Genomic DNA, 8,121 nt, shown 5'->3' with positions numbered 1-8,121 from the left:
CGGATCGAGACCGACGGCGGCGTCCTGACCCTGACCCACGGCGGCGCCGACCTGTTCATCGACGGCGAACACCAGGTTCGCCCCACCCACGATGTGGCCCTGGGTGGCGAGTATGCCCATCTCTACCGCCGCTTCGCCGACCTGATCGCGGCGGGACGCAGCGATGTGGACCTGACGCCCCTCAGCCATGTGGCGGACGCCTTCATGCTGGGCGAGCGGATCGCCGCGCCGGCCTTTCATTTCTAGCGGTTTTGACAGGCCCGTCGCTTTTCTGATTGCGGCGGACGTCCTATCCGGCATATTTGTATGAGTTATGTCAAGCCGCACCGAAACCGCATTTCCGCATGCGCCAGGCCGCTCGTTTGGCGCTCATCATTCGGACGACCTTTCACCCCATGACTGACCAGCCCCCTCGCACCCTGCGCTCCCGAGCCTGGTTCGCCGACGAGACAAATACCGACATGACCGCCCTGTACCTTGAGCGGTACATGAACTTCGGCCTCTCACAGGCTGAGCTTCAATCTGGACGTCCGATCATCGGCATCGCCCAGACCGGGTCGGATCTGTCCCCGTGCAACCGTCACCACCTGGTCTTGGCCGAACGGGTGCGCGAGGGCATCCGCGAGGCGGGTGGTATCGCCCTGGAGTTCCCGACCCACCCCATCCAGGAAACCGGCAAGCGGCCAACCGCAGGACTGGATCGCAACCTGGCCTATCTCAGTCTGGTCGAGGTTCTGCATGGCTACCCGCTGGACGGGGTGGTGCTGACCACCGGCTGCGACAAGACCACCCCCGCGTGTCTCATGGCCGCAGCAACTGTGGACATACCGGCCATCGTGCTCTCGGTCGGACCGATGCTGAACGGCTGGTTCCGGGGCGAGCGAACCGGCTCGGGCACCATCGTCTGGAAAGCCCGCGAACTGCTGGCCAAGGGCGAGATCGACGACGCGGGCTTCATCAAGCTGGTGGCTTCGGCGGCGCCGTCCACCGGCTACTGCAACACCATGGGCACGGCCTCCACCATGAACAGCCTGGCCGAGGCGCTGGGCATGAGCCTGCCTGCCTCTGGCGCCATCCCCGCGCCCTACCGCGACCGCCAGGAATGCGCTTACGAGACCGGCAGGCGGATTGTCGAGATGGTGCAGGTGGACCGCAAGCCGTCCGACATCCTGACCCGCGAGGCCTTCATCAACGCCATCCGCGTCAATACCGCTATTGGGGGATCGACCAATGCGGTGATCCACCTGAACGCCATCGCGCGGCACATCGGGGTCGAGCTGACCATGCAGGACTGGCAGACGCACGGTCACGACCTTCCCCTGCTGGTGAACATGCAGCCGGCCGGCGAATACCTGGGCGAGGACTTCTACAGGGCCGGCGGTGTGCCAGCCGTCGTGGCGCAGCTGATGGCGCAGGATCTGATTGAGGATGCTGTCACGGTGAACGGCCGCACCCTGGCCGAGAACTGCGCCGGGGCCGAAATTCTCGATGCGGACGTGATCCGGGCCTTCGACCGTCCGCTCATGGCCCACGCAGGATTCCGGGTGCTGACCGGCAATCTGTTCAACAACGCCATCATGAAGACCAGCGTGATCTCGGAGGCGTTCCGGCGGGATTATCTGTCGAACCCGGACGACCCGGAGGCCTTCGTGGCCAGGGCCATCGTCTTCGACGGCCCCGAGGATTATCACAGGCGCATCGACGACCCGGACCTCAAGGCCGACTCGGCGACCATTCTGGTCATGCGGGGCACGGGCCCGCTGGGTTACCCCGGCTCGGCCGAGGTGGTGAACATGCGCCCGCCGGCAGACCTTCTGAAGCAGGGAATAAACGGCCTGCCCTGCATGGGCGACGGGCGTCAGTCCGGGACCTCTTTCTCGCCATCGATCCTGCACGCCTCGCCCGAGGCGGCGGCGGGCGGCGGCCTGGCGCTGCTCCGGACCGGTGACAGCGTGCGCGTCGATCTTCGCAAGGGCGAGGTCAATGTCGTGATTTCTGACGAGGACATGGCATCCCGTCGGAAGGCTCTGGAAGATGCGGGCGGCTATGCCTATCCGGAAAGCCAGACGCCCTGGCAGGAAATGCAGCGGGGAGTCATCAGTCAGCAGGACGACGGGGCCGTGCTGACGCCGGCGGTGAAATATCAACGCATCGCCGCCCGGGGCGTGCCGCGCCACAACCACTGATCGCCGCGCCAGGCGCGGATCCCATCCGCGCCATTCAATAAATCACACAATTGACTTGCCCAGAAAGCAGACCTGTTTTATAAGTTTATTTGTATGAGTTAATAACTGAAGACGGAACATCGTCTCAACTCAAACCGCACCCTCGGGAGGGGGTGCAAAGACGCTCTGGGGAGGGCGCACATGAAGAGTTTCCTGATGTATTCCGCCGCCATGTCGGTGGTCCTGTTCAACGGCGGCTCGGCCCTGGCGCAGGTCGTCGGCGGACCGCCCGACGAGGTTACGGAGGTCGATGAAATCATCGTCCGGGGGGTCCGGGCCAGCCTGGCCCAAAGCATCGACATCCGCCGCAACTCGGTGCAGATCGTCGACTCCGTGGTGGCCGAGGACATCGGCAAGCTGCCGGACAACAATGTGGTCGAAGCGCTTCAGCGCGTGAGCGGGGTCCAGGTCACCAATCGCGCGGGCGGCGAGGCCGACGGCATTTCGATCCGGGGCCTGCCCGATATCAGCACCACCTGGAACGGGCGCAATATCTTCACGGCCTCGGGCCGTCAGTTCGCCCTCCAGGACATACCGGCGAACCTGGTTCGCCGGATTGACGTCTACAAGACGCGCGCCGCCGACCAGCTGGAGACCGGCATCGCCGGTCAGGTGGATGTCTTCACCCGCCGGCCCTTTGATTTCAACGGACCGCAGGTCTCCCTCAACGTTCGCGGCAGCTATCAGGAACAGGGCGAGTATCTTGACCCCAATGTCAGCCTGTTGCTCAGCAATCGCTGGAGCACTGGCGCCGGCGAAGTGGGCGCCCTGGTCAATTTCAGCTACGTCAACACCCGGTACCGCGACCAGAGCGTGACGGCCGGGGCGGTCATCCCCTTTGCCGATCCGACCAATCCGCCGCCGGGGTTCGTGCCGCTGGAGCGCATCTTCAACACCGACGGCCGCGTCGCCGAGAATCCCATCTGGCAGGCCGGTCTCGATCGCGGCCTCCCCTACGCCGCCGGCTCCACCCTGTCGTTCAACGGGGTCGATTATCCCTACGTCCTCGCCCGTGACGCCTTGTTCGCCTCGGATCTGACGGGGGAGCGCACACGACCGGCCGTGAATGTGGCGCTGCAATGGGCGCCGAATGACTGGTCGGAATACACCTTCGAGTTCTTTTACGACGGGTTCCGCAACGAGACCTTCAACAGCCTCCACTTCACCTTCGCGGACTGGTGGGGCGCGCTGGGCGCCGATCCCGCCAGCACCATCGAGTTTTATCCCGGCACCAACATTGTCGCCGCGCGGTCGTTCGTCGGATTTCCGTTCGGGTTCCAGAGCGGCGATCTGACGGAATCGCAGACTGACAGTTTCGTCTACGCCCTGAACGCGGACTGGCAGTTCACCGACCGTCTGAACGTGGTGGCGGACCTGTCGTATCAGTCCAGCGAGTTCCAGACCGATTTCTACGCCATGCGCACCGAGCGCGTGCCTGAAGGCCTGACGCTGGACTTCAACGACGGACGCGGGCTGCCGTCCTGGCATTTCGTCAATGCCGCCGGCGACAATCAGGACGACCTGTTGCTCGACCCCGCGTCCTGGACCGTGGCCCAGTTCTATGACAACGCGGGCCGCGCGGAAGGCGACGCCCTCACCCTGAGCATCGATGTCGACTACGATCTGTTCCGCCCCGGCTCGATCGAGCAGAAGTTCAGCTTCGGCTTCAGGCACGACATCCGCACGGCCGCCGAATACCAGCGGCGTCCGCGCGGCGACGTCTTCCTCGGTCAGCCCCTGTCGAGCCTTGATCCGGGACTGCAGCACGTCAACCAGGGCTTCTTTGACGGCCGCGCGGACGTGCCCACCTCGTGGATGGTCCCGAACGGCTACTATATCCGCGACAATATCGAAGACATCCTCGCGCTCTATGGTCTGCCTGCGCGCGATCAGCTGGGCCTCGATCGGGTGTTCGATATCACCGAGACCACCACGTCCGGCTACGCGATGCTGGACACCGAAGCAATGATCCTTGATCGGCCGCTCATGGTGCAGGCGGGCCTGCGCCTTGTGAATGTCGACACGGAGATGGACTTCACCGACATCAACAGCGGCGCCCAGTCCTCGGCGGAGCAGTCCATCCGACGCTTCCTGCCGTCCTTCACGGTGCGCTACGATGTGGCCGAAAATTTCCGGCTCCGGTTCAACTACGGCGAGACCTTGCGCCGGCCCAATTTCATCGACCTGAACCCGAACTTCAGCCTGACGGGTGATCTGACCAATGTGGGCTACGGCACCGGCTCCGGCGGCAATCCCGATCTGGAAGCGACCAGCGCAACGAATTTCGACCTGGGCGCCGAGTGGTATTTCGCCCGGGACAGCGCCCTGTACCTGACCCTGTTCCGTCGCGAGATCGACGGTCTGGTGGTGCCGCTGACGCGGCGCGTCACCATCCCCGGCTCCGGCCTCAACACCGACTCCTTTGTGGTGACCCAGCCTGTGAACGCCTCGGACGGCGTGCTGGAAGGCTACGAACTGGGTCTTGTCTACTTCCCTGACTACCTGCCGGGCCTGCTCGACGGCCTGGGCGTGCAGGCCAGTCTGACAAGCCTCCGTTCCTCCCAGAACATCCCGCAGACCGACTCTGCCGGAGTCATCATCGGCCAGGAGAACACCTCGTTCTTCGGCGTGTCAGACCTGTCCTACAACGTCACCATGGCATACGAGCGTGGCGGGTTCGGAGCGCGTCTTTCCTATGTCTGGCGCGAGGACTTCCTGAACAACAACGAAGCCCGGATCTTCGCCAATCCGATCGGCATCTGGCGGCGGCCCGAGCAAAGTCTCGATTTCCAGGCGAGCTACAACGTCAATGATCGCCTGGCGATCAGCTTCGATGCCGTCAACCTGACCGATGAGTTGCAGCAGTCCTATTACGCCTTCGGCGATTCTGGCGGACCGGACCTCTACAACTTCGGTTCGACGCTGATCGGACGAACCTTCTCGGTCGGCCTGCGCTGGTCCCTCTACTGATCCGGGTCCTCCTCTGATCGGTTGCACCCCGCCCATTTCTAAGGAGCGGAACTGAAGGCGGCGGCTCCGGCGACGAAGCCCCGCCTTCTCTTCTTCCCATTCCGCCCAAGCCTTTTTCCTTGTCAGCGAGGCCCTGATCCCTACCATGCACTTGTATGAGTTTTTGATGCAGGAGCACGGCTCATGACGTCCATGGCCCCAGCCCCACGACAGCTTCCGCGGCGCGCTGTTCTCGGCGCCGCCCTTGCGGCGTCTGGCTGTGCGGCGGTCCCGGCGATCGTTTCGGCGGCCTCGATCAATGCCCGTATGCGTGGCGACATCTCGCCAGTCCACGACCCCTGCATAATTCGGCAGGGCGACACAGCCTATCTGTTCAGCACGACCGGCTCGGCGCGGGAGGCCGCCGAGGGTCTGATCCCCATCCGCACCTCCCGTGACCTGATTCACTGGCAGCGCGCCGGTCATGTGCTGGCCGAGCTGCCGGAATGGGCGCGGCAGGCGGTGCCGGACGCCGCTGGCGCCTGGGCGCCGGACATCGCCCACTTCAACGGGCGCTTTCACCTCTACTATTCGGTCTCGACCTTCGGCTCCAACCACTCGGTCATCGGCCTTGTGTCATCGCCGACGCTGAACCCGTCGGACCCGGCCTACGCCTGGCGCGATGACGGCCAGGTGATCGCCTCGACCCGGCAGGACGATTTCAACGCCATCGATTCCAATGTCGTTCGCGACCTGAACGGAGACTGGTGGATCAGCTGGGGCAGCTTCTGGACAGGCCTGAAGATCGCCCGCATGGACCCCGGGACCGGCAAGCCCTCCGACGACCGCGTCCATGCCATCGCCCGAAGGCCGGAGCATCCGGGGGCGGTGGAGGCGCCCTTCATCATCACCCACCATGGCTGGCACTATCTGTTCGCCTCCTTCGACCTGTGCTGTCGCGGCCTGGAGAGCAGCTACACCCTGGTGGTGGGTCGCTCGCGCGACGTCCTGGGGCCGTATCTGGACCGCGAAGGACGCGACATGATGCAGGGTGGCGGCTCGCCGATCATCGCGCCCAGTCCCCGCTACCCGGCCTTCGGACACAACGCCGTCCTCCAGGATGCGGGCCAGGATTATCTGGTGTTCCACGCCTATGACCGCGACCGGGACAGCGCGCCGGTGCTGCGCGTCTCGCCCATTGCATGGAGCGCCGACGGCTGGCCCGGCGCCAGCCTCTGACGCGATCAGAACAAGCAGACAGGCGCATCCGGCGCCGGACAGACTGGGAGGAAGACATGAAGAAGAAAGCCATGCTGACGGGCGCGGCCCTGGCGGTCGGGGCCTTGCTGGGCGCGACCGCCGCCGCGGCGCAAGATCCGGTGTCGGTGGAGGTGACCATCCGCGCCGACCAGCCGGGCGCCACGATCAACCCCAACGTCTACGCCCAGTTCGCCGAGCACCTGGGCGCTGGCATCTATGAGGGCGTCTGGGTCGGCGAGAACTCCGACATCCCCCACACCAATGGCTATCGCAACGATGTGGTCGCCGCCCTGCGCGATCTGCAGGTGCCGCTGGTGCGGTGGCCCGGCGGCTGCTTCGCTGATGACTACAACTGGCGCGAGGGCATCGGGCCGCGCGAAGACCGCCCCGTGCGCGTCAACGCCCACTGGGGCGGGGTCCCCGAAACCAACGAATTCGGCCTGCACGAATTCATGGCCTTTGCCGAGATGATCGACGCCGAAGTCTATATCAGCGGCAATGTGGGCTCCGGCACCGTGCGCGAGATGGGCGACTGGCTCGAATACATGACGTCCGACACCGATTCGGCGCTGGCCAACGAGCGGCGGGCCAACGGCCGCCAGGAGCCGTGGACGGTCCACTATTTCGGCATCGGCAACGAGACCTGGGGCTGCGGCGGCAGCATGCGGCCCGAGTACTACGTCGATCTCTTCCGCCAGTACGCGACCTATGTGAACATCCGCACGCCGCACGCGCGCCGTCCGGTGATCGTGGCGTCCGGCGGCAATGATGACGGCACGCGCTGGGCCGAGGTGCTCGCCAGCATGGGCGGTAACGACGTGCACGCCATCTCCCACCACTACTACACGCGTCCGCGACAGGAGCGGTGGGAGGACAAGGGCCCTGCGACCGGCTTCGCGGAGGATGAGTGGATCTCCACCCTGCGCAACACGATGCTGATCGACGACTACATCACCAGCAATGTGCGCGTGCTCGACGAGCATGATCCACAAGGGCGCATCGGATTCTTCGTGGACGAATGGGGCACCTGGTACGACCCGGAGCCCGGCCGGGAGCCCGGCTTCCTGTATCAGCAGAACACCATCCGTGACGGCCTGGTGGCGGCGCTGAACTTCAACATCTTCCATGAGCACGCCGAGCGCGTGCGCATGACCAATATCGCCCAGATGGTGAATGTGCTTCAGGCCATGATCCTGACGGACGGCCCGCGCATGACCCTGACGCCGACCTACCATGTGTTTCACATGTACAGGCCCTTCCAGGGCGCCACGCACCTGCCCGCCGAAATCCAGACGCCGCAATACAGCGTGGGGGACGTCACCGTGCCGTCGGTCAGCGTCTCGGCCGCGCGCGGCGAGGACGGCCGCATCCACTTGGCCCTGGTCAATCTGGACGCGACCCGCGAAGCCGTGGTGACCGCCAGCGTCGCGGGCTCCACTGTTCGGGGCGCCGCCGGACGGGTGCTGACCGCGGATGCCCTGGACGCCCACAACACCGTGGACGCACCCACCGTCGTGACGCCGGCCAGCTATTCGGCCAGCCGTAACGGCGACGACCTGGTCCTGCGCCTGCCGCCGAAATCGGTGGTCGTCGTGGCGCTGGACTGAGCCGCACCAGTCCGTTCCCCGGCCTGCATTCGCGGGCCGGGGCTTGCGGTCTGTCTGACGAACTACCCTACCGTCCAAAT

The 8,121-nt window shown here is 65.1% G+C and carries 4 protein-coding genes and 1 pseudogene; all 5 read left to right on the top strand.

The genetic code is table 11. The annotated features are described in order from the left end of the window. Nucleotides 1–246 (top strand): annotated as a pseudogene (locus C0461_RS12020) (gfo/Idh/MocA family oxidoreductase); the annotation flags it as partial. A 149-nt stretch (nt 247–395) separates the two neighbouring features. After that, entirely contained in the window at nt 396–2,186 is a 1,791-nt protein-coding gene (locus tag C0461_RS12015; RefSeq protein ID WP_292107250.1) for an IlvD/Edd family dehydratase, read from the top strand. A 180-nt stretch (nt 2,187–2,366) separates the two neighbouring features. Then, the gene (locus tag C0461_RS12010; protein WP_292107247.1) at nt 2,367–5,195 is read left to right on the top strand and encodes a TonB-dependent receptor; all 2,829 of its coding nucleotides are present in this window, start codon (nt 2,367–2,369) and stop codon (nt 5,193–5,195) included. Nucleotides 5,196–5,378: 183 nt separating this feature from the next. Continuing rightward, on the top strand, nt 5,379–6,413 hold the full coding sequence (locus tag C0461_RS12005) for an arabinan endo-1,5-alpha-L-arabinosidase (protein ID WP_292107243.1): 1,035 nt from the start codon (nt 5,379–5,381) through the stop codon (nt 6,411–6,413). Nucleotides 6,414–6,469: 56 nt separating this feature from the next. Beyond that, a complete protein-coding gene (locus C0461_RS12000) occupies nt 6,470–8,041 on the top strand; it encodes an alpha-L-arabinofuranosidase C-terminal domain-containing protein (protein ID WP_292107239.1) in 1,572 nt (523 codons plus the stop codon). The last annotated feature ends 80 nt before the right edge of the window (nt 8,042–8,121 follow it).

Origin of the sequence: Brevundimonas sp., assembly GCF_013823285.1 — a bacterium.
GTDB lineage: Bacteria > Pseudomonadota > Alphaproteobacteria > Caulobacterales > Caulobacteraceae > Brevundimonas.
This window is presented reverse-complemented; position numbering and strand designations above follow the sequence as displayed.